This window comes from Streptomyces sp. NPDC058697 (assembly GCF_042715345.1).
GTDB lineage: Bacteria > Actinomycetota > Actinomycetes > Streptomycetales > Streptomycetaceae > Streptomyces > Streptomyces liliifuscus.
In genome coordinates this window covers 109,673-130,887 of the sequence record NZ_JBHXSU010000006.1, presented here as the reverse complement: position 1 = coordinate 130,887, position 21,215 = coordinate 109,673, and the positions used below count along the sequence as shown (strand labels likewise).

The 21,215-nt window shown below is 70.6% G+C and carries 19 protein-coding genes; 7 read left to right on the top strand and 12 right to left on the bottom strand.

The features are described from left to right. Positions 1-7: 7 nt before the first annotated feature. Positions 8-454: an NUDIX hydrolase gene (locus tag ACFWXQ_RS16590; RefSeq protein WP_383946932.1), complete on the top strand. Its 447-nt coding sequence runs from the start codon at positions 8-10 to the stop codon at positions 452-454. A gap of 320 nt (positions 455-774) precedes the next feature. Then, entirely contained in the window at positions 775-2,535 is a 1,761-nt protein-coding gene (locus ACFWXQ_RS16585; protein ID WP_383946935.1) for a TIGR03767 family metallophosphoesterase, read from the top strand. Between the two features lie 112 nt (positions 2,536-2,647). Here ACFWXQ_RS16585 and ACFWXQ_RS16580 read toward each other — a convergent pair whose 3' ends face one another. Further along, positions 2,648-3,292, bottom strand: a complete 645-nt coding sequence (locus ACFWXQ_RS16580) for a response regulator (RefSeq protein WP_383946939.1) — start codon at positions 3,290-3,292, stop codon at positions 2,648-2,650. Then, on the bottom strand, positions 3,280-4,449 hold the full coding sequence (locus ACFWXQ_RS16575) for a histidine kinase (protein WP_383946942.1): 1,170 nt from the start codon (positions 4,447-4,449) through the stop codon (positions 3,280-3,282). The genes ACFWXQ_RS16580 and ACFWXQ_RS16575 overlap by 13 nt, the downstream gene beginning before the upstream one ends. Positions 4,450-4,703: 254 nt before the next feature. On the opposite strand from ACFWXQ_RS16575, the gene ACFWXQ_RS16570 reads away from it, so the two are divergent. From ACFWXQ_RS16570 to ACFWXQ_RS16555, 4 genes are all read left to right on the top strand, one after another. Continuing rightward, positions 4,704-4,916: a hypothetical protein gene (locus ACFWXQ_RS16570; protein WP_383946945.1), complete on the top strand. Its 213-nt coding sequence runs from the start codon at positions 4,704-4,706 to the stop codon at positions 4,914-4,916. 109 nt (positions 4,917-5,025) lie between these two features. Beyond that, positions 5,026-6,177, top strand: coding sequence for a serine hydrolase domain-containing protein (locus ACFWXQ_RS16565; RefSeq protein ID WP_383946947.1), 1,152 nt, complete (start codon positions 5,026-5,028; stop codon positions 6,175-6,177). Between the two features lie 263 nt (positions 6,178-6,440). Further along, positions 6,441-7,793, top strand: a complete 1,353-nt coding sequence (locus ACFWXQ_RS16560) for an esterase/lipase family protein (protein WP_383946950.1) — start codon at positions 6,441-6,443, stop codon at positions 7,791-7,793. 103 nt (positions 7,794-7,896) lie between these two features. Then, entirely contained in the window at positions 7,897-8,541 is a 645-nt protein-coding gene (locus ACFWXQ_RS16555; protein ID WP_383946952.1) for a CatB-related O-acetyltransferase, read from the top strand. Between the two features lie 70 nt (positions 8,542-8,611). Here ACFWXQ_RS16555 and ACFWXQ_RS16550 read toward each other — a convergent pair whose 3' ends face one another. Both ACFWXQ_RS16550 and pepN read right to left on the bottom strand, forming a co-directional pair. Next, entirely contained in the window at positions 8,612-9,658 is a 1,047-nt protein-coding gene (locus ACFWXQ_RS16550) for a hypothetical protein (RefSeq protein WP_383946954.1), read from the bottom strand. 268 nt (positions 9,659-9,926) lie between these two features. After that, on the bottom strand, positions 9,927-12,509 hold the full coding sequence (gene pepN / locus ACFWXQ_RS16545; protein WP_383946956.1) for an aminopeptidase N: 2,583 nt from the start codon (positions 12,507-12,509) through the stop codon (positions 9,927-9,929). A gap of 192 nt (positions 12,510-12,701) precedes the next feature. Between pepN and ACFWXQ_RS16540 the strand changes: the two genes are divergently transcribed. Next, on the top strand, positions 12,702-13,352 hold the full coding sequence (locus tag ACFWXQ_RS16540) for a DsbA family protein (protein ID WP_383946958.1): 651 nt from the start codon (positions 12,702-12,704) through the stop codon (positions 13,350-13,352). Positions 13,353-13,396: 44 nt separating this feature from the next. On the opposite strand, the gene ACFWXQ_RS16535 is transcribed toward ACFWXQ_RS16540, so the two are convergent. From ACFWXQ_RS16535 to ACFWXQ_RS16500, 8 genes are all read right to left on the bottom strand, one after another. Further along, positions 13,397-13,624 (bottom strand): hypothetical protein, encoded by a 228-nt coding sequence (locus tag ACFWXQ_RS16535; protein ID WP_383946961.1) that lies wholly within the window; start codon positions 13,622-13,624, stop codon positions 13,397-13,399. 156 nt (positions 13,625-13,780) lie between these two features. Beyond that, positions 13,781-14,422 (bottom strand): superoxide dismutase, encoded by a 642-nt coding sequence (locus tag ACFWXQ_RS16530; protein ID WP_383946964.1) that lies wholly within the window; start codon positions 14,420-14,422, stop codon positions 13,781-13,783. 145 nt (positions 14,423-14,567) lie between these two features. Beyond that, a complete protein-coding gene (locus tag ACFWXQ_RS16525) occupies positions 14,568-15,995 on the bottom strand; it encodes an amino acid permease (protein ID WP_383946965.1) in 1,428 nt (475 codons plus the stop codon). Between the two features lie 120 nt (positions 15,996-16,115). Continuing rightward, positions 16,116-17,027, bottom strand: coding sequence for a TauD/TfdA dioxygenase family protein (locus tag ACFWXQ_RS16520; protein WP_383946967.1), 912 nt, complete (start codon positions 17,025-17,027; stop codon positions 16,116-16,118). A 45-nt stretch (positions 17,028-17,072) separates the two neighbouring features. Beyond that, the gene (locus ACFWXQ_RS16515) at positions 17,073-18,419 is read right to left on the bottom strand and encodes an LLM class flavin-dependent oxidoreductase (protein ID WP_383946970.1); all 1,347 of its coding nucleotides are present in this window, start codon (positions 18,417-18,419) and stop codon (positions 17,073-17,075) included. Further along, positions 18,416-19,213, bottom strand: a complete 798-nt coding sequence (locus ACFWXQ_RS16510) for an ABC transporter ATP-binding protein (protein ID WP_383946973.1) — start codon at positions 19,211-19,213, stop codon at positions 18,416-18,418. The genes ACFWXQ_RS16515 and ACFWXQ_RS16510 overlap by 4 nt, the downstream gene beginning before the upstream one ends. Then, on the bottom strand, positions 19,189-20,052 hold the full coding sequence (locus tag ACFWXQ_RS16505) for an ABC transporter permease (RefSeq protein WP_383946976.1): 864 nt from the start codon (positions 20,050-20,052) through the stop codon (positions 19,189-19,191). The genes ACFWXQ_RS16510 and ACFWXQ_RS16505 overlap by 25 nt, the downstream gene beginning before the upstream one ends. Next, positions 20,049-21,116, bottom strand: coding sequence for an ABC transporter substrate-binding protein (locus ACFWXQ_RS16500; RefSeq protein WP_383946979.1), 1,068 nt, complete (start codon positions 21,114-21,116; stop codon positions 20,049-20,051). Before ACFWXQ_RS16500 ends, ACFWXQ_RS16505 begins: the two co-directional genes overlap by 4 nt. Positions 21,117-21,215: the final 99 nt, after the last annotated feature.

Sequence of the window (21,215 nt, the reverse complement as noted above, 5' to 3'; positions counted from 1 at the left end):
TCTGCGCATGCACAAGGAGTTGAGGGTGGCGGCCTACGCCGTATGCGTGCGCGACGATCGGATACTCCTCGCGCGCCTGGTGGAGAAGAACGGCACCAGGCCCTGGACGCTGCCCGGCGGCGGCATGGACCACGGCGAGGACCCGTACGACACCGTGATCCGGGAGGCCCAGGAGGAGACCGGTTACACGGTCGAGCCCCTCGCGCTGCTGGGCGTCGACTCCATCCGGCGCACCTATGCGCGCCGCCTCGGCCCCGCCGCCGACTTCCAGGGCCTGCGGATCGTCTACGAGGCCGGCATCACCGGCGGCGAACTGCGCCACGAGACCGACGGCTCCACCGACCTGGCGGCCTGGCATCCTCTGGACGAGGTGTCCGCCCTGGACCGGGTGGGGCTAGTCGACGTGGGCCTCAAGCTGTGGCGGGACCGCCCGGCGGTAGGGCGCGCCTCGTAAGGGGCGCGCCTTAGGGGCGCGGGGAACTGCGCGCCCAGCCCAAGCGGACCCGCAGCTTCATGACGCCCCCCCGCGGGTGTGCCGAGTGCGCACCTACCCAGCCAGGTGAACTTGGAGTGACCGCCTCCCCTCGGTTCGGACAGGGCTCGGTGGACGCGGAGGGTAACCAAGATCCACGTACGGTGATCGGCGCTGCCCGTTGCTGTCGAGTTAACGCGCAGGTCACCCCCGGTGCCAACGATCCAGTATGAGCGGGCTGTTCGCGTCAGCGAACCGCCCGCGACCACTGCTGACGCGTTCGGACCCGGGGAGATCGCGCCATGTCGCGCATACGCTCTGTCGCCACCGCCACTGTTCGTGACCGCCGCGCCTTCCTGGCCGCAACCGGGGCGGTGTCCCTCTCCGCGGGCATCGGCCTGGCTCTGCGGCCCGGTTCCGGCGAGGCCGCCGCGCACACCGCCTCGACCGAGGGGAAGCCCCTCGCGGTCTCCCGCCCCGCGCCGGCCGCGCCGCTGGCCCCGTACACCCGTGGCACCACCCTCTCGACGGTCGCGGTTCCGCGCGGCGGCTCCGGATACCGGCGGCTCGGCGACGGGCCCGCCTGGTCGCGTGTCGTCCGCGGCGATCTGGCCGCACCCAAGGCCGGCCGGGGCGAACGGCGCACCGCGCTCGCCGCGTTCGTGCAGTTCACCGACCTGCACCTGGTCGACGTACAGCACCCGCTGCGGTACGAGTACCTGCGCTCCCAGACCGCCAGCGCCTGGCGGCCCCAGGAGGCCCTGTCCGTGCCCGGCGCGGTCTCGCTCGTCGAGCGGGTCAACGCGCTGCGCGGCGCCCCCGTCACCGGCTCCCCGCTGCACTTCGTGATGACGACCGGCGACAACACCGACAACAACGCCAAGACGGAGCTGGACTGGTACCTGAAGGTGATGAGCGGCGGCCGGATCACCCCCAACTCCGGTGACCCGAACCGCTACGAGGGCGTCCAGAACAGCGACCTCAAGCTGTACTGGCAGCCCGACGCGGCCCTGCGCGACGCCGACAAGCAGCTCGGCTTCCCGCGCATCGACGGTTTCCTCGCCGCCGCGATCCGCGAACTGCGCAGCCCCGGCCTCAACCTGCCCTGGTACTCCACGGTCGGCAACCACGACTCCCTGCCCGGCGGCTGCTACGCGCCCGGCGACTCCTTCTTCGCCGACTTCGCGGTCGGCGGCAAGAAGCTGATGACCCTCGACGAGTCGCAGGGCGTCACCATCTGGAACAACGTCAGGAAGGGCGGCGACCCCAAGGGCGCGGCCTTCAAGGCGATGCTCAAGTCCCAGGCGCGGAAGATGCGTTCGGTCACCCCGGACGAGGGCCGCGCCCCCTTCACCCCCGCCGAGTACCTCCAGGCGCACCTTGACCCCGCGCACACCGGAGCGGGCCCCATCGGGCACGGCTACTCGCAGGCGAACCTCGCCGCGAAGACGCAGTACTACACCTTCCGCATCGCCGACGGCCTGATCGGTGTCAGCCTCGACAGCACCGACCCGGGCGGCCACTACGAGGGCTCGCTCGGCACCGCCCAGCTGCGGTGGCTGGAGCGCACGCTGAAGGCGGCCGAGAAGAACAAGGAGCACGCCATCGTCTTCAGCCACCACACCAGCAAGTCGATGCGCAACCTCCGTGAGGACCCGGCCCACCCGGGCGAGAAGCGGCACGGCGGCGACGAGGTGCTCGCCCTCCTCGGCAAGTACCGCTCGGTGCTGGCCTGGGTGAACGGCCACAGCCACAAGAACAAGATCACCCCGCACTCCGCCCCGGACGGCCGCTCCTTCTGGGAGGTCTCCACCGCCTCCCACATCGACTTCCCGCAGCTCGCCCGGGTGATCGAGATCGTCGACAACCACGACGGCACGGTCTCCCTGTTCACCACCCTCATCGAGTCCGGCGCCCCGCACGCCACGGACTTCGCCGACCTCACCCAGACGGGCCTCGCCGCCCTCTACCGAGAGCTCTCCTTCAACGCCCCGGGCTCCCGCACGGACCTGAGCGGCGAGGCAGGAGACCGCAACACAGAGCTGGTACTGAGGAAGGGCTGAGCACCTTCACTTTTTTTTGGGGGGCGCCCCTTTTCTTTAGGGGCGCGGGGAACTGCGCGACAAGCCACGACGCACCCGCAGCTTCAAGACGACACAACTCCCCCCGCGCCACTCACGAGTTGTTCAGGTAAGCCAACACCGCAAGCACCCGCCGATGCCCACTGTCACTCGGCGGCAACCCCAACTTCAAAAACACATTCCCAATGTGCTTACTGACAGACCGCTCGGTCACCACAAGCACCTTGGCAATAGTCGTGTTGTCATGCCCTTCAGCCATCAGCTGAAGAACCTCCCGCTCACGAGGAGTGAGCGAATCGAGCGGCGAGTCCCGCCGCCGCACCAGCAGCTCCGACACCACCTCGGGGTCCAACGCGGTCCCCCCGGACGCGACCCGCTCCAGCGCGTCCAGGAACTCGTCGACCCGCCCCACCCGGTCCTTGAGCAGATAGCCGACCCCGCTCGCCCCACCCCCGAGCAACTCCGCGGCGTACGACTCCTCGACGTACTGCGAGAGCACGAGCACCGGCAGCCCGGGGATCTCCTTGCGGGCCGCGAGCGCCGCGCGCAGCCCCTCGTCGCGGAAGCCGGGCGGCATCCGGACGTCGAGCACGGCGACATCGGGGCGGTGTTCGAGCAGCGCGGGCAGCACCTCGGGCCCGCTGCCCGCGACGGCCACCACCTCGTGCCCGGAGGAGGTGAGCAGCAGGACGAGTCCCTCCCGCAACAGGGCGTTGTCCTCGGCGATCACCACACGCACGGCAGCTCCACTTCGATCACGGTCGGGCCCCCGACGGGGCTGGTCAGCCGAAGGGTCCCGTCGAGCGCGGCGACGCGCCGCTGCATCCCGAGCAGCCCGGACCCGCCGGCCTCGTCGGCACCGCCCCGGCCCTCGTCGCGCACGGTCACCCGCAACCCCCTGCCGGTACGGACGAGGCCGACCTCGGCCCGCTCCGCACCGCTGTGCTTCGCGGCGTTCGTCAGCGACTCGGCGACGACGAAGTACGCGGCGGCCTCGACCGCCGCCGGGGCCCGCGCCCCGTCCCGCTCGCTGTCGGCGTCCTCCAGGCCGTCCACGGTCACGGCCACGTCCAGGCCGCTGCTCGCGGCCAGCGCCCGGACCGCGCCGGCCAGACCGCGGTCGGTGAGGATCGGCGGGTGGATGCCCCGTACGACGTGCCGCAGTTCGGTCAGGGCCTCCTCGGCCTGGTCCTGGGCGTCGTCGAGGAGCCTGCGCGCGGCCTCGGGATCACGGTCGTACGCCCGCTTGGCCAGCCCGATCCGCATCGACAGGGAGACCAGCCGGGCCTGTGTGCCGTCGTGCAGGTCCCGCTCGATGCGCCGCAGCTCGGCGCCGTGCGCGGCGATCGCGCCGGCCCGGGTCTCGGTCAGCTCCTCGACCCGCACGGCGAGCTGTGCCTTGGGGGAGGGCTTGAGCAGGGCGGTCGACCACTTGGCGTCGAGGTCCGCGAGCCGCCCGATCAGCGGCAGCACGAGGGCCTCGCGGCGCAGCAGCCCGCACCACACACCGTCGACGAGCAGGCCCAGCGGCCACAGCGGGATCGCCAGATACGGCAGGCAGCCGTACGCGTAGTAGGCGACCATCCAGCGCAGATCGGTGAACGTACCCGGATCACGGACGACCGTACGCACCCGCTCGCGCACCGTGCCCCCGACGGGCTGGTAGGCCTCGGGGATCTCCTGGCCCGTCCACGCGGTCACCATGCGCCGCTTGGCCCCGGCGATCCGGCGCACCAGCAGCACCGTCTCGGGCAGCAGCCCGATGGCGACCACGCTGACCGCGCCGATGGCCCCGATCAGCAGGACCGTGACGAAGAGGTACGAGCCGAAGGACAGCACGGCGGCGGGCGCGAGCTGGCGTGTGGCCCGCGCGGCCTCCCGGACTGTCTTCCGCATGGCGATCAGAGTAGGCGAACCGGCACACGTGCGGACGCGCGCCCGCCTTCCTTTGATCAGCGGACACCTTCCCTTGACCTGCGGCCGCCTCCTGGCGACGCACCGCCGGCGTGGTGTAGCCCGCTACACCTCCGGTTCGGGAGGGCACTCCCTCGTGGCGGCGGGCGGATCCCGGGATCGTTGATCTCAGTTGATCCCAGCTGATCCCAGTCGATCGTGGGAGCGCCCAGCTCCCCACCGGAAGGAAACTCCCCATGAAGGCGCTGCTCTCCTCGAAGCCGGTCCTGTGGTTCCTGTTCCTGTTCAACCTCGTCGTCGCCGCGGCCGCGCCCTTCGTCGTGGACGGCTCACAGGGCGTGATGACCGCCGTCGGTATGGGCGTGGTCTCCCTCGGGGCGGGCCTGAGCCTCCTCAAGGGCCGCGGGGCGGGGCAGGGGCAGGGGCAGGGGCAGGGCCAGCGGGCCTGAGCCCGGCGAGAAGGGCCGGAACTCGCCCAACCGACCCGGACGAAGGCAACCCGCCGCATCCGTCATCGTGTCCCTCCCGTCGGTTCACCCATGACGGAAGGGACATGACATGTCATCCCGCACCCTGCGCCTCGGGCTGACGGGCGCGGCCGCGCTCGTCGCGGCCTCGCTCACGGCTCCGACCGCCCTGGCCTCCTCCCCGGCCCCGCCCAGAGACCACGCCGCGACCCAGCGGGCGATGGACGCCGCCGTGCAGGACGGCGTCCCCGGTGTGGCCGGGCAGGCCAAGGACAAGTACGGCACCTGGAAGGCCACTTCGGGCGTCGGCAACCTCAGGACGAAGCAGCCGCGCTCCGCCCACGACCGCTACCGCGTCGGCAGCATCACCAAGACGTTCGTGTCGACGGTGCTGCTCCAACTGGAGGCGGAGGGACGGCTCTCGCTCGACGACAAGGTGGAGAAGTGGCTGCCGGGCGTGGTCCACGGCAACGGCCACGACGGCGGCCGGATCACGCTCCGGCAGCTCCTCAACCACACCAGCGGCATCTTCGACTACACCGCGGACGAGGACTTCGGCCGGACCTACTTCCTGAAGGACGGCTTCTTCGAGCACCGCTACGACACGCTGTCGCCCGAGGAACTCGTCGGGATCGCGACGGCCCACAAGCCGGACTTCGAACCGGGCACCTCGTGGAACTACTCCAACACCAACTACGTACTGGCCGGGATGGTGATCGAGAGGGCCACGGGCCACGCGTACGGGGACGAGGTCAGGCAGCGCATCATCGGGCCGCTCGGCCTGCGTGCCACCACGGTCCCCGGCACGAACCCGCACCTGCCCCGGCCCAGCAGCCGGGCATACGGCAAGCTCGCCGAATCCGCCACCGGCCCGACCTACGACGTCACGGAGCTCAACCCCTCCCTCGCCTCCGCGGCGGGAGAGATGATCTCCGACTCCGGCGACCTCAACCGCTTCTACTCGGCGCTGCTGAGGGGCAGGCTGCTGCCGAAGAAGCAGCTCACCGAGATGAAGACCACCGTCAAGCCCGACGGGTTCCCGAACGCCGGCTACGGCCTCGGCCTCATGGAACGCAAGCTGAGCTGCGGTGTCGTCGTCTGGGGCCACGGCGGCGGCATCCACGGCTCGAACTCGGAGGCCGTCACCACGGCGGACGGCCGGCACTCCCTCGCCTTCAACTTCAACGGCGACTGGTCGGGGGACAGCGACGCGGTGATCGAGGCGGAGTTCTGCGCCAAGTAGCCGCCCGGAGGACGGCGGGCCGGGTGAGCGTGCGCAGGCCACACGCTCCCGGCCCGATCCCGTCCACTCCCGGCCCGATCCCGTCCACTCCCGGTCCGATCCCGTCCACTCCTGGTCCAGACCGGCCCGGACGATCCGGTGCGATCCGGCAGGCGGCCAACTATCCTGCTGCGCACGTGGATTGAGAGCTCGGGGGAAGCGTGGCAGCGAAGTCATCCGCGCAATGGGTGCCGCCTGCGCGCCCTGCGCAACCGGCGTCATCCTTGCCGACCGGGCCGGGCCATCGCGACGCGGTCCTCGTCCTGCCCGGCATCATGGGCAGCGAGCTGGTGGAGACCGCGACCGGCCGCGTCCTGTGGGGCGGCTCGGACCTCCGCTGGTACGGCAGCGCCTGGGTGTCCGGCGGCTCGCTCTCGGCCCTCCATGTGACGGACGAGGAACGTGCGGGCGTCACCGGCCGCGTCCACGCGACCCGGCTGCTCCGCTTCCCCGCCTTCGCGCCCGTACTGCGGGGCTTCGAGCCGTACACCAAGCTCCTGGCGGGCACCCGGCACATGGCGGCCCACCGCGACGCGGTAAGGGGGTTCGCGTACGACTGGCGCCTGTCGACCGAGCACGCGGCCGCCCGGCTGGCGGAGACGGCGGACGACCATCTGCGGGCCTGGCGTGCCCATCCGCACGGCAGCCGGGACGCCCGGCTCACCCTCGTGGCCCACTCCATGGGCGGTCTGGTCGCCCGCTTCTTCATGACCGCGCTGGGCGGCGCCCGTGACGTCCGCACCCTGATCACCCTGGGCACCCCCTTCCACGGCTCGGTCCAGGCCGCGGGCCTGCTCGGTTCGGGCAGCGGCACCCCGCTGCCGCTGCCCCGCCGCCGGCTGCGTGCCCTGGCCCGCACCCTGCCCGGCCTGTACGAGCTGCTGCCCGGCTACCGCTGTGTGGAGGAACCCGGCGGCACCTTCCGCCGTTTCACCCCGGCCGACGCCGAATCCCTGGGCGGGGACGGGGAGTTGGCCAAGCAGTCGCTCGACCGCAGGGAGAAGCTGAACGGGTCGGACGCCGGCACCCTCCCTCAACTGCGGGCGGTGGTCGGCGTCGGCCAGCGCACCCCGCAGAGCCTGACCCTCGCGGACGGCACGGCGGAACTGCACGAGTACGTCCCGGACGGCGACACCCGGCTCGACCGCCGCGGCGACGGAACGGTGTGCCGGGAGGCGGCGACACCGGCGGGGCCGCACCCCTTCTACCTCCCCCAGAGCCACGGTGCCCTCGCCCGCAGCGAGGAGGCCGTCGCGTTCACGGGCTCGGTCCTGACCGAACGCCCGCTGGGCCCGCCCCTCGGCGCGACGGAACTGGGCCTGTACGTACCGGACGTGGCCACGGCACGCGAACCGTGCCCGGTCGAGGTCGACCTGGTGGACAACCCGATCGCCGTCGAACTCCAGGTCTTCGACGTCTCCGAGAACCTGGAGATCGACCGCCCGCGCCTGTCCCGCCGCGACGGCCTCCTGCGCGCGGACGTACGGCTTCCATGGCCGGGCCTGTACCGCGTCGAGGCGAAGTGCGGAGGTTACTCGGCGGTGAGCCAACTCGTCCTGGCGGTGGCCGGTGACTGAGCCCGCCCGGTAATTCGATGTCCCGGCAGCCCCCGCAGCGGGATCATGAAGGCCCGGGCGCCACCGCCCGCCCGCGCCCCCGACGACCGAGGAGCCGCTCGACATGCCAGTGCCCGCCGACCCCACGGTGCTCCGTCCGATGCCCGAGCAGCCGCGGGTGGTGCTGCTCAGGCCGTTGGTGAAGTCCCCGCTGATCGAGGTCGGGGAGTACTCCTACTACGACGACCCGGACGACCCGACCGCGTTCGAGACACGCAACGTCCTCTATCACTACGGGCCGGAGAAGCTGGTCATCGGGAAGTTCTGCGCCCTGGGCACGGGGGTGCGGTTCATCATGAACGGCGCCAACCACCGCATGGACGGCCCCTCGACCTTCCCGTTCCCCACCATGGGCGGTTCCTGGGCCGAGCACTTCGACCTGCTCACCGGCCTGCCGAACAGGGGTGACACGGTTGTCGGCAACGATGTCTGGTTCGGCCACAGCACGACCGTGATGCCGGGGGTACGGATCGGACACGGCGCGATCATCGGCACGGGCGCCGTGGTCACCACGGACGTGCCCGACTACGGCATCGTCGGCGGCAACCCGGCCCGGCTCATCCGCACCCGCTTCAGCGACGACGAGATCGACCGGCTCCTCGCGGTGGCCTGGTGGGACTGGCCCGCGGAGCACATCACCGGGCACGTACGGACGATCATGTCGGGCAACATCGCCGAGCTGGAGGCCGCGGCCCCGGAACGTGCGTGAAGGGGCGGGCCCCCCGGTCTCCCGGGCGCCCCGCCCGTTCACTCCCCTCCGGGATGCCCCCGGTCCGTCACTACCGGGGCAGCACCACTACATACGCGGCCGGGTCGCGGTCCGCTGAAGCCATCAGGGCCGTACGTACGACCGTTGCCTGCTGTTCCACCGAATCCCGCAGCTTCTTCGGGGTGATGTGGACGACCGTGATGCCGAGCCGCTCCAGGTGCTCGCGCTTGCGGGCGTACTCGGACCACATGGCGTCCTCGTCCTGACGAGGGGCGCGCGTGTCGAGTTCGAGGGCGACTGCATGGTCGGGCCAGTACGCGTCGAGGCCGCCGAGGTGCGGGCCGCCGGGCAGGCGGAGGTCCACGTTCCAGACCGGGTCCGGCAGACCGTGCTCCTGGACCATGCGGTAGAGGCGGTCCTCCGCGATGGCCCGCCCCTCGGCGAGCAGCGAGTCGACGGCGTCCACGACATGCGGGCGGCTCAGCAGCCGCGCCTGCGTCAACTCCTTGACCACGGCGGCCGGTTCGCAGTGCCCGCCGCGTACGGCCTCGGTGAGCAGCCGGCGTACGACACCCGCGTCCGCGAGGTCGGCGACCGCGTCGGCCAGGGCGCGCGGGACCGGGGCCACCGGGATCCCGGTGATCTGCTCGGGCTCCGGCATGCCCGGCGTACGGACGATACGGACGCAGCCCGTCGAACGCAGCCGGCGCAGACGCGGGACGAGAACGTCGATGCGGTCCAGCGAGAGCAGCGGGGGCGCCGAGGAGAAGCGGTGCAGGGCCAGCGCCGCCAGGCCGGTGATCATCGCGTCGGTGTACCGCTGCGGGGCGTGCGGCTCACCGGCGCCGGGCTGGGCGGGGACCGCCGGTTCGGCGGCGGGGGAGCGGGCCGCGTACAGAAGCACCGCGTGCAGCCGCTCCTCGCTGGTCGCCGGGCCCGGGCGGAGCAGGTACACACCCGGCAGAAGCTGCTGCCAGGTGCCGCCCGGCCTGCACTGCGCGTTGATGTCGGCGGGGCTCACCCCCTGCGAACGCAACTGGGCGGTGGTCAGGACACGGAGCTGAACATCGGACAGATGGCGGAGGGGCCGGGGGGAGAGCGGGGTGTTGTGGTTCATGACCCGAGGATTTCCCGCCCCCGATCCCCCTCCTAACCGCTGTTACACGCCCGTCGACAAAACCGGACAAGCTCGCCCTAAAGTGCAAGCGTTCGACTGCCGAAACCCCCTGGTCCGTACGGGGGTCACGGCACCGATTACCCGCATTCCGTAACTGTTATGGACGGAACGAAAGTCAACAGCGTGAGCCACCAGCCCCTTTAGGGGCGCGGGGAACTGCGCGACCAGCCCCCACCCACCCGCACCCGACAACGAACCCCCGGCCCCCTCATTCGCCGACGGCACCCGCACTGTCACACGCCTGCCCCCGCAACGCCCGCCCCAGATCATCCCGAGCCTCCAGAACCAGCCTCCGAAGCGCCGGCGCAGCCTCCCCCCGCGCGGCAAGCCACGCATCAGCCGCCGACAACGTCTCCCGGGAATCCTGCAGCGAGGGGAACAGCCCCCTCACCACATCCATCCCGATCTGGATCGACCGCTCGTCCCACACCCGCTCGATCACCTCGAAGTACTTCGACGCGTACGGAGCGGTCAGCTCCCGGTGCGACGACTGGGCGAAGCCCGCAATCGTCGCCTCGACCAGCGCGTTGGACAGCGAGTCCGACTCGACGACGGCCGCCCACGCCTGCGCCTTGACCGCCGCGGACGGCCGCGCGGCCAGACACCGCACCTGATGCCGCTTGCCCGAAGCCGTGTCGTCCCGCGCCAGCTCGGCCGCGACGACACCCTCGTCCGCGACCCCGTGCGCGGCGAGCGGCTCCAGGAACGCCCAGCGCAGCTCCTGGTCCACCTCAAGACCGTCGATCTTCGCCGTGCCCTCCAACAGCCCCTGGAGCAGCTGGAGATCGGCCTCGCCGGACGCGACGGCGGCGAAGAACCGCGCCCACGTCAGCTGGTGCTGGCTGCCGGGCTCGGTCAGCCGCAGCTCCCGCAGCGCGCCCTCGGCGAGCAGCCGTCCGCCCTCGCCGCGCCACCCGGGCGCCGCGTAGTGGGTGAGCGCGGAGTTCGCCCACGCGTGCAGCATCTGCAGCACACCGATGTCGCTCTCGCGGCCCGCGAAGCGCAGGACCAGGTCGATGAAGTCCCGGGCGGGCATGAGCGCGTCGCGCGTCAGGTTCCACAGCGCCGACCAGCACAGCGCGCGGGCCAACGGGTCGGTGATGTCGCCCAGACCGTCCCGCAGGGCCGCCAACGAGCCCTCGTCGAACCGGATCTTGCAGTACGTCAGGTCGTCGTCGTTCACGAGCACCAGGTCGGGAGCCTCCGTGCCCACCAGTTCCCCGACGACCGTACGCGGACCTTCGACGTCGACCTCGGCGCGCGCGTACCGCTCCACCGTGCCGTCGGGCGAGCGTCGGTACAGTCCCACCGCCACCCGGTGCGGCCGCAGTTCGGGATGCGACTCGGCGGCCTCCTGGAGGATCGCCAGCTCGGTGACGCGCCCCTCCGCGCTCAGAATCACCTGCGGAGTAAGGGAGTTGACCCCGGCGGTCTGCAGCCAGGACCGCGACCAGGTGGCCATGTCGCGCCCGCTGGTCTCCTCCAGGACCGACAGCAGATCACCGAGCCGCGTGTTCCCGTACGCGTGCCGCTTGAAGTAGCGGCGGGCGCCCTCCAGGAACGCGTCCCGCCCGACGTACGCCACCAACTGCTTCAGAACGGAGGCGCCCTTGGCGTACGTGATCCCGTCGAAGTTGAGCTTGGCGTCCTCCAGGTCACGGATGTCGGCCGTGATCGGGTGCGTGGAGGGCAGCTGGTCGGCGCGGTACGCCCAGGACTTGCGGTTGTTGGCGAAGGTGATCCACCCGTTCGTGAAGCGGGTCGCCTCGACCATCGAGAACGTGCCCATGAAGTCCGCGAAGGACTCCTTCAGCCACAGGTCGTCCCACCACACCATGGTCACCAGGTCGCCGAACCACATGTGGGCCATCTCGTGCAGGATCACGTTCGCCCGGCGCTCGTACGACGCCTGGGTCACCCTGCCGCGGAAGATGAACTCCTCGCGGAAGGTGACGAGTCCCGGGTTCTCCATTGCGCCGAGGTTGTACTCCGGCACGAACGCCTGGTCGTACTTCCCGAAGGGGTACGGGTAGTCGAAGTGGTCGTGGAAGAAGTCCAGCCCCTGCTTGGTGACGAGGAAGACGTCGTCGGAGTCGAAGTGCCGGGCCAGGCCCTTGCGGCACATCGCGCCGAGCGGGATCTCCAGCCGCGTACCGTCGTCGAGGACGCGCTCGTAGGAGTCCGTCACGTAGTGGTACGGGCCCGCGACGAACGCCGTGATGTACGTCGAGATGGGCTTGGTCTCGGCGAACTTCCAGACCCCGTCGGCCGGTTCACCGACGCCGTTGCTCCACACGACCCAGCCCTCGGGGGCCCGCACCTCGAACCGGAAGGGCGCCTTGAGGTCCGGCTGCTCGAAGTTCGCGAAGACACGGCGGGAGTCGGCCGGCTCGTACTGCGTGTAGAGGTAGACCTCGCCGTCCTCCGGGTCGACGAAGCGGTGCATGCCCTCGCCGGTGCGGCTGTAGGCGCACTGGGCGTCGACCACGAGCTCGTTGTCCTCGGCCAGGTCCTCCAGGAGGATGCGCGACCCGTCGAAGACCGCGCCCGGGTCGAGGTCCCTGCCGTTCAGCGAGAGGGCCGTGACGCTCGGGGCGATCAGGTCCGCGAAGGTCGTGGCACCGGGCTCGGCGCTGCGGAAGCGGATCGTCGTCACCGACCGGAAGGTGCGCGGCCCGGCGTCCGTGCCGCCCACCGCGGAGCGCAGGTCCAGGGACACCTCGTACCCCTCGACGGACAGCAGTGCGGCCCGCTCGCGGGCCTCGTCGCGGGACAGATTCTCACCGGGCACGGGCGGCACTCCCTCGTGGCGTCATGGATACGCGTCGGGTACGCGTCTGGGTACGCGTGAACAGCACCGATCCTGCCATGTGCCCCTGACCCCGGACACCCGGGAATGGCACAGGTGACCGGTTGTGTTGGGGCTGAAGGACGCACCGATGACCCCCTGATACCCGCACCGGGATCCGTACCGAGGAGAAGCATGTCCGAGCAGACCGCCGGCAAGACCCCCGTCGACTTCTGGTTCGACCCGCTCTGCCCCTGGGCGTGGATGACCTCGCGGTGGGTCCTGGAGGTGGAGAAGGTCCGGGACATCGAGGTCCGCTGGCACCTGATGAGCCTCGCCGTACTGAACGAGGACAAGCTCGACGACCTGCCCGAGCACTACCGCGAGTTCCTCGGCACGAAGGCGTGGGGCCCGGTCCGCGTCGTCATAGCGGCCCAGGAGGAGCACGGCCCCGAGGTGCTCGCTGATCTCTACACCGCGCTCGGCACCCGTTTCCACAACCAGGACGAGGGTCCCGGCAAGGAGGTCGTCGCCGCCGCGCTGAAGGACGTCGGCCTGCCCGAGTCCCTCCTGGAGCACTGGGACGAGACCCCGTACGAGCCCCAGCTGCGCGCCTCCCACAAGGAGGGCATAGACAAGGTCGGCCAGGAGGTCGGCACCCCCGTGATCGCGGTCCCCGGCTCCGACGGCGAGCAGATCGCCTTCTTCGGCCCCGTCGTCACCCCGGCCCCCAAGGGCGACGACGCCGGCAAGCTGTGGGACGGCACGCTGATGGTCGCCTCGATACCGGGCTTCTATGAGATCAAGCGCACCCGGACCAAGGGCCCGGACTTCAGCAACCTCTGACCCGACCGGTACCGGGGGAGCCGGCAGCGGCGGGCTCGGTCGGCTCAGCTCGGTTCGGGCAGGCGCAGGGGCTCCCTGAACGGCTTCTCGGTGAAGTAGGTCCGCAGGTTGCGGCACTGCTTGCCCTCGTCGTCCAGGGGCGCCAGGCACACCATGAACCCGTCCACGTTCTTCTCGCCCGTGTGCTTCTTGAGCCAGGCCGCTTCCGGGATCTCCAGGAAGCGGTGCTCCTCCTCAAGACTCTTGCAGGTGAAACAGCTTCGCTTGCGCATCCCGCAACCATCACCCGGAGCCTCCCGTACCGGAAGACCCCCGCGAGTCACGTCCTCGCGGGGGTCTTCCGTCTTTCCGCCTGCCGCGCGAAGGTTGAGAAGACGATCACGAGGCAGGACGCTTCGGGCCGCCCTCGGGGGGCGGGTGGGGCTGGTTCAGGGGGCGAGCAGCAACACGTCCGCGCGGGACTTGGCGGCCTCGTACCGACGGGCCACGTCCTGCCAGTTGACGACCTGCCACATGGCGTCGATGAAGTCGACCTTCTGGTTCTTGTACTGGAGGTAGAAGGCGTGCTCCCAGGCGTCGAAGACCAGGATCGGGGTCGAGCCCTGGCCGACGTTGCCCTGGTGGTCGTAGATCTGCTCGACGATCAGGCGGCCGCTGAGGGGCTCGTACGCGAGTACGCCCCAGCCCGAACCCTGGGTCGTCGCGGAGGCCTTCGTCAGCTGGGTCCTGAACGCGCCGAAGGAGCCGAACGACTCGGTGATCGCGTCGGCGAGCTCGCCCACACCGTCCGAGGCGAGGGGCTCACCGCCGCCCTCGCCCGTCATGTTGTGCCAGTAGATGCTGTGCAGGATGTGCCCGGAGAGGTGGAAGGCGAGGTTCTTCTCCAGCCCGTTGACCGACCCCCACGACTCCTTGTCCCGCGCCTCGGCGAGCTGGTCCAGGGTGTCGTTCGCGCCCTTCACGTACGCCGCGTGGTGCTTGTCGTGGTGCAGCTCGATGATCTCGGGGCTGATCACGGGGGCGAGCGCGGAGTAGTCGTACGGCAGTTCGGGAAGTGTGTAGACGGCCATGCCAGGTCCTCTCCGACCTCTTGTTGCAAAGTACTTGCAAGTGCACGCTAGCAGCAAGAGGGGCCTCTCGTGAGGGCCCCTCTTGTTGTTGCGCGGTCTTGCAGGTGCGGGTGCGTTGTGGCTGGTCGCGCAGTTCCCCGCGCCCCTACAGGGCGCGGTCCGCCCGTGCCTTCTGCCACGTGTAGCCCGCCGTCGCCAGCGCCAGCGTCATCGCGCCCGTCGAGTACAGCTGGACCCGGGTGTCCGGTTCGCGGGCCATCAGGACGAGGATCGCCGGCATGGCCGCGAGGGCCACCCAGGTCAGTGCCGGGAAGGCCCACATCCGTACGGCCAGTTTCTCCGGGGCCTCGCGTTCCAGGACGCGGCGCAGGCGGAGCTGGGAGACCGCGATGAAGATCCAGACGACCAGGATCACCGCGCCGATCATGTTCAGGAGCCAGGGGAAGACGTCGTCGGGACGCCAGTAGCTCAGCAGGACGCAGACGAAGCCGAAGACGGAGGAGGCGAGGACCGCGGTCCGCGGGACGCCTCCCGACACGCGGCCGAGGGCCTTCGGTCCCTGGCCCCGTCGCACCAGCGAGTACGCGATGCGCGAGGAGCCGTAGATGTTGGCGTTCATCGCCGAGAGCAGGGCGACCAGGACGACCACGTTCATCAGCTGGCCCGCGCCCGGGATGCCCAGATGGTCGAGGGCGGCGACGTACGGGCCCTTCTCGACGACCGCCTTCGAGTCCCACGGGACGAGCGTGACGATGACCGCCATCGAGCCGATGTAGAAGAGCGCGATGCGCCACATCGCGGTGCGTACGGCGCTCGCGACACCCTTCACCGGGTCCTGCGACTCGGCCGCCGCGATGGTGACGGTCTCCAGGCCGCCGTACGCGAAGACGGAGGCGAGCAGACCGATGACGAGCCCCTCGCTGCCGTTCGGCAGGAAGCCTCCCTCGCCGGTGAGGTTGGTGAGGCCGGGGGAGTCCGTGCCCGGCAGGACCCCGGCGATCGCCAGGACCCCGAGCACCAGGAACAGCGTGATCGCGCCCACCTTCAGCGCGGCGAACCAGAACTCGAACTCGCCGAAGTTCTTCACGGCGGCCAGGTTCGCCACGCAGAAGACGACCATGAAGAGGGCCACCCAGGCCCACTCCGGCGTGCCCGGCAGCCAGCCCGTCACGATCTTCGCGGCGCCGATGCCCTCCAGACCGACGGCCGTGCAGAGCAGCACCCAGAAAGACCAGCCGGCGGTGAACCCGGCCCACGGCCCGATCGCCCGCTCGGCGTGTGCCGAGAAGGAACCCGACGACGGATACGCGGCCGACATCTCGCCGAGCATCCGCATCACCAGCATGACGAGCAGACCGGAGACGGCGTACGCGACGACGATCGACGGTCCGGCGGCGGCGATGCCGGCGCCGGAGCCGACGAACAGGCCCGCGCCGATCACCCCGCCGAGGGCGATCATCGACAGATGGCGCTGCTTGAGGCCGTGCGAGAGCGAGACGTCCGCGCCGGGAGTACCGGGAGTACCGGGAGTACCAGGGGTGCCGGGCGCGGGGTCGTGGGTGGTACGGGACATGGGTGCGGGTGGTCCCTTGCGTGCGAGGGCAAAAACGCCCACAGTCTGGGCAGCCCCTCCGCCCGCGCGGAGAGGCCGCCCACTATGTGGACGGCCTCGACACGGAGTGCGAGATTCCGATTACGCGACCGTCGCGTACGTGGCGACCGACGTGTAGTGCGAGGCGTCCCCCGCGATCGAGTAGCTCTCCTTGCCCTCGATGCCGACCGGCACGTCACCGGCGACCGTCACCCGGTTCAGGCGGCGGGGCAGGCCGTCGTAGTTGTCGATGGCGTAGTGCTGGGTGATGCGGTTGTCGAAGAGGACGAGCTGGTTCGGCGACCAGCGGTGGCGCAGGACGTTCTCGGGTCGGGTTACGTAGGCCTGGAGCAGGTCGAGGACCTTGCGGGACTCGCTCACCGACAGGCCGACGATCCGCTGCGCGAAGCCGCCGATGAACAGCCCGCGCTCACCGGTCAGCGGGTGGACGCGGACGACGGGGTGGGCGGTGCGGTACTTGATGGACGTGAACCGGGCGCGCTGGGCGGCCTGTTCCTCGTCCACCTCCTCCTCGGGCACCGCATAGTCGTAGTCGTTGGTGTGCTCGGCCCACAGGGTGTCGGCGAGCTGCCGCAGGGGTTCGGGCAGGTTGCGGTAGGCGGCGGCAGAGCTGGCGATCAGCGTCTCGCCCCCGTACGGCGGGATCGTGATGCTGCGCAGGGTGCTGGCCTGCGGCGGGTTGAGGACGAACGTGACGTCGGTGTGCCAGTTGTTGGCGGCACGGCCACGCTCGCTGTCGACGGGCAGCACGTTCGGGGCGCCCTCGACGGCGGGCACGGTCGGGTGGGCGGTGGTGAGGTCGCCGAAGTGCCGGGCGAAGGCCTGCTGGCCCTCGTCGTCCAGGTTCACGTCGTCGAAGACCAGGGCCTTGTGGACGTTGAGGGCCTCACGCAGTGCGGTGACGGTCTCCTGGTCGAGCGGCTCGGAGATGTCGACGCCGGATATCCGGGCGCCGATCCTCGCGGTGACCTTGCGGATCTCGATGTCTGACATGGGGTTCCTTTCGCTTTCGGAGCGGGCTCGGAGTCGGGATCGGGCTCAGACCCGGGCGAGCGCGGGGGCGGTGACGTACTGGTTGGCGGGGCGCGGGAGGCCGTATCTCTCGCGCAGGGTCTGCCGGGGGCCGTACTCCTCGCGGAGCAGACCGCGGGCGCGCAGGAGCGGGACGACGTGGTCGACGAAGGCGTCGAGGCCGGACGGCAGGACCGCGGGCATGATGTTGAAGCCGTCGGCGGCGCCCTGCATGAACCACCTCTCGATGGCGTCGGCGACCTGCTCGGGCGTCCCGGCGAAGGTGAGGTGCCCGCGTCCGCCGCCCAGGCGCCCGATCAGCTGCCGCACGGTGAGGTGTTCGCGCCGGGCCAGCTCCACCACGAGCGTGTAGCGGCTCTTGGCGCCCTCGATGTCGCTCTCCGGAGGCAGGCCGGAGGGCAGCTCGGCGTCCAACTCCAGTGTTCCCGGCAGCAGTTGGAGCAGGGCTTCCAGGCGGCCCACGCCGTGCGCGTACACGATGTGGTCTTCCAGGACCTGCTCGGCCGCCAGCGCCTCGGTCTCCGTCGAACCGATGACGGGGACGATGCCGGGCAGCACCTTGATGTGGTCGGGATCCCGACCGGCCCCCGCCGTACGGGACTTGAGGTCGGCGTAGAAGGACTGCGCGTCCTCGATGGTCTGCTGGGCGGTGAACACCGCCTCCGCATACCGGGCCGCGAACCCCTTGCCGTCCTCGGAGGAGCCCGCCTGCACCAGCAGCGGGTAACCCTGCGGGGTGCGCGGCACGTTGAGGGCGCCCTCGACGCTGAAGTAGCGGCCCTTGTGCCGGGCGGGATGGATCCTCGTGTCGTCGCCCCAGACGCCGGCCGCCTTGTCGGCGACGATCGCGTCGTCCTCCCAGCTGTCCCAGAGCTTCAGGGCCACGTCGAGGAACTCGGCGGCACGGGCGTACCGCTCGGCGTGCGCGGGCTCCGCGTCGAGACCGAAGTTGCGGGCGGCCTCCGCGCCCGCCGTGGTGACGATGTTCCAGCCCGCCCGGCCCCCGCTGATGATGTCGAGCGAGGCGAACTTGCGGGCCAGGTTGTAGGGCGAGTTGTAGGAGGTGGAGGCGGTGGCGATCAGACCGATGTGCTCGGTGGCCGTCGCCAGCGCGGTGAGCAGGGTGAGCGGTTCCAGGGCGCCGGCCGGCCGCTGGGCGAGGTTGCCCCACAACTGCGGTCCGTCGGCGAGGAAGAGCGAGTCGAAGGTCCCGCGTTCGGCGATCCGCGCCAGGTGGACGTAGTGGGCCAGCTCCACGTGGGCGTACGGGTCGCTCTCCGGGAGCCGCCACGACGCCTCGTGGTGGCCGGTGTTCATGAGGAAGGCGTTGAGGTGCAGTCTGCGCTCGGTCACTGGGGGTCCTCCGCGTGCTCGTGGTGCTGGGGGCGGTCGTCGGTCCCGTCGGACCCGTGGTTGTCGTGGTGTTCCGTGACGCCGAGGGCGGTGAGGAGCCGTTCGCGGTACTCGCCGAGCAGCGGGTCGCGGTACGAGCGGGGGTGCGGGCGGTCGATGGTCAGGTCGAGGCCGATGCGGCCCTCGTCGAGCACGAGCACCCGGTCGGCCAGCACGATCGCCTCGTCCACGTCGTGGGTGACGAGCAGGACGGAGGGCCGGTGGCGTTCCCACAGTTCGCGCAGCAGGGTGTGCATACGGATCCGGGTGAGCGCGTCCAGGGCGCCGAACGGCTCGTCCGCCAGCAGGAGTTCGGGCTCCCGGACCAGGGAGCGGGCCAGCGCAGCACGCTGGGCCTCACCGCCGGACAGCTCGTTGGGCCAGGCCCGTTCGCGGCCCGCGAGGCCCACCTCGGCGAGGGCGGCGCGGCCTCTCTGCCCGGCCTCCCTGCCGTCGAGACCGAGCAGGACGTTGTCGAGGACGCGCTGCCAGGGCAGCAGCCGGGAGTCCTGGAAGACCACGGACACCCTTGACGGGGCCGTGAGTTGACCGCTCCCCGCCACCTCGTGGTCGAGCCCGGCGACCGCGCGCAGCAGGGTGCTCTTGCCGGAGCCGCTGTGCCCGAGCAGGGCGGTGAACTGGCCGGCCGGGAGATCGAGGTCGATGCCGTCGAGGACCGTACGCCCGTCGAACGACCTTGTCAGACCCCGGAGTTGGACGGCGGGACGGGTCAGCTGCTCAGCGTGCGGCGCCATGACAGCACCCTCCGTTCGATCAGACGGACCGCGCTGTCGGAGATCAGGCCGAAGATCCCGTAGACGACCAGGCCGACGAGGATGACGTCCGTCTGGCCGTAGTTCTGGGCCTGGAACATCATGTAGCCGAGTCCGCTGGTGGCGTTGATCTGCTCCAGCACGACCAGGCCCAGCCAGGAGCCGGTCACCCCGAGCCGCAGCCCGACGAAGAAGCCGGGCAGCGCACCCGGGATGACGATCCGCCGGATGAAGGCGTACCTCGACAGGCCCTGGACCTCGGCGAGTTCGACGAACCGGCTGTCGATGCCGGAGAGCGCGGCGTGCGTGTTCAGGTAGATCGGGATGTAGACGACGATCGCGATGATGGCGATCTTGAAGGTCTCGCCGATGCCCAGCCAGAGGATGAACAGCGGGATCAGACCGAGCGTCGGTATCGCCCGGTTGAGCTGCACCGATCCGTCGATCAGCGCCTCGCCGGTCCGGCTGAGCCCGGAGGCCAGCGCGAGCGCGATGCCCGCGGTCAGGCCGATCGCGAAGCCGGAGCCGGCGCGTTGCAGCGAGGTCAGGATGTCGGTGGGCAGCGTCCCGTCGGTCCACAGCTGGACGCCGGTCTCCAGCACTGTCCAGGGCGCAGGAATGGCACCCGGGTCGAGCTGCCCGGCGGCGGAGGCGGCGGCCCACAGGGCGAGCAGCAGGGCCGGACCGAGGAAGCGGGTGGCGGGCAGCCGCTTGCCGGGGGAGAGCCGACGACGCCTGCGGACCTGTGAGTTCTCCACGGTGGCCGCGAGGGGCACGGCTGTGGTCGTGCTCGCGGTGGTGGTCGTGGTCACGGCGCTCACCTCCGGTACTCCGCCGGTACGGACTTCGCCGCGATGCCCTCGAAGCGCCGGTCGAAGAGCGAGTCGACCTTGAACCCCTTCACGAAGCCGCCCTCGGCCAGCAGGTCGGCGGTCTCCTGCTCCCACTTCACGGCCTCGTCCCAACTCGGCGGGAACAGCGGCTTGTTGGCGAGCTCGGTGATCGACCGCGCCTGCGCGAGCGTGAGGTTCTGCGTCTTCACGTAGAACTCCTCGTTCCAGGCGTCGGGGTGCTCGTACGCCCACACCGCGCCCTTCGCCCAGCGCGGGATGTACGCGGCGACGGCGGCGGCCTTCGCGGGGTCGGCGAGCACGGAGGTGGGCGCCCACAGCAGGTTCAGCAGGTCCACGACGTCCGTGGTGATGACATGGGCGCCCTTGGACCCGTACTGCTTGAGGTACGCGGGTGACTGGGCGTTGGCGAGCGGGGCGATGTCCACCTGGCCCGCCTGGAGCGCGGTGAGGAACTGGTTGCTGGTCAGCGGCACCAGATCGACGTCGTCGTAGGCCAGCCCGGCCTGCTTCAACGCCCGCAGCAGGACGACCCCCTGCGCCTGTCCCTGTGAGAAGGCAAGCTTCTTGCCCTTGAAGCCCTGGACGTCCTGGATGTCGCTGCCGGGCTTCGTGGCGAAGAGGTAGTTGGGCTTACGGGTGACATTGATGGCGACGATCTTCGCGTCGAAGCCCTGGTAGTGCGCCTGGATGGGCGGGATGCCGGCGTTGTTGCCGACGTCCAGGGACTTGGCGCGGAAGGCGTTGATGACATCGGGCCCGGCGCCCAGGTTCGGCCAGTCGGCCACCTCGAAGGGCAGGTCGGACAGGCCCGCGAGCTTGAACTGCAGCTGCTGGACGCCCTGGTAGGAGGCGATCTTCAGGCTCGTACCGGACGGGACCTTGTCCGCCAGCGGGGCGGACGTGGACCCCTTGACCCCGGTGTCGGCGGCGCTGCTGCCCGCGCAGCCGCTGAGCCCGGCCGCGGCGGCGGCCCCGAGCAGGGACGAGAGGAAGAGACGTCGGTCGACACCGGAGGCGGACGGAGGTGGCATGGGAGGACTCCCTGAATTCATCGGGGCAGGCAGATAAGCGGCATTCCTTGCGATTCCGGGCAGGGCGAAGCCGGGAACGGGGAAGGTGCGCGGGGGCAG